The sequence below is a fragment of the Vibrio sp. Vb1574 genome (genome assembly GCF_033338675.1).
The window spans coordinates 1-1,243 of the sequence record NZ_JAWOTC010000288.1 but is presented as its reverse complement, the minus strand read 5'-3'; the positions used below and the strand labels follow the sequence as shown (position 1 = coordinate 1,243).

Genomic DNA, 1,243 nt, shown 5'->3' with positions numbered 1-1,243 from the left:
TATTGAAGACGATGAAAAATCAGAAGCATGGTGGCCTCAACTTCACTCTTTTGCGGTTGGTCTTGAAGGCGCTCCAGACTTAAAAGCAGCACGTGAAGTGGCAGAAAAAATTGGCACCGTTCACCACGAAATGACATACACCATTCAAGAAGGTTTGGATGCTATTCGTGACGTGATTTACCACATCGAGACTTATGACGTAACAACGATTCGTGCCTCAACACCGATGTTCCTCATGGGCCGTAAAATCAAGGCAATGGGCATCAAAATGGTGCTTTCTGGTGAAGGCGCTGATGAAATCTTCGGTGGCTACTTGTACTTCCACAAAGCGCCAAACGCAAAAGAGTTCCACGAAGAAACGGTTCGTAAACTGCTGGCTCTAAACATGTTTGACTGTGCCCGTGCGAACAAATCGTTGGCGGCATGGGGCGTTGAAGGCCGTGTACCATTCTTGGATAAAGAGTTCATTGATGTCGCAATGCGCTTAAACCCTGCAGACAAAATGTGTGGCAACGGTAAGATGGAAAAACACATTCTTCGCGAATGTTTTGAGCATTACTTACCAGACTCAATCGCTTGGCGTCAAAAAGAGCAGTTTTCTGATGGCGTAGGTTACAGCTGGATTGACACTTTGAAGGCCGTAGCAGAAGAGAAAGTGACCGATCAACAGATGGAAACGGCTCAGTACCGCTTCCCATACAACACACCAACAACTAAAGAAGGTTACGTATACCGCGAAATTTTTGAGGAGTTGTTCCCATTACCATCAGCTGCAGAATGTGTACCAGGTGGTCCTTCTGTAGCGTGTTCATCAGCGAAAGCGATTGAGTGGGATGAGTCATTCAAGAACTGTGTTGACCCTTCAGGCCGTGCAGTGCAAACCGTTCACAACGACGCTTACTAAGCAGAATTGGGCTGGAGCAGCAATCCAGCCCAATTATTTAACTTGTTGACGTTAAGTTCAATAAGAGGTGTGTGCGCACCTCTTTTTTGTGTTGGTGTTATTAGCGACTACTTTAAGTCTAAATCGGTGTTATCAATGCTAACTGGCACTCGCTTCGAGATCATTTGCACCAACATGATTGAACGCTTCTCTCCGTCTTGTTCTTGGAAAATGGCATCAATACCTGCAAATTGTCCGCTCTTAACACGAACCTGATCACCTGGTTTAGGCATGCATTCGGATATGTTTTTTTCTGTGCAGCATTTCTCTAGCTGCTTCAACTCAAAAACAAGATCGCCT

The 1,243-nt window shown here is 45.5% G+C and carries 1 protein-coding gene and 1 pseudogene; one reads left to right on the top strand and one right to left on the bottom strand.

All coding sequences use genetic code 11. The features are described 5' to 3' along the window. Nucleotides 1-904: asparagine synthase B (asnB, locus tag R7O12_RS25610; RefSeq protein WP_318126866.1), on the top strand; the 904-nt coding region annotated here is incomplete at its 5' end. Between the two features lie 107 nt (nt 905-1,011). On the opposite strand, the pseudogene R7O12_RS25605 reads toward asnB, so the two are convergent. Beyond that, nucleotides 1,012-1,243: pseudogene (locus R7O12_RS25605) on the bottom strand (transcription/translation regulatory transformer protein RfaH); the annotation flags it as partial.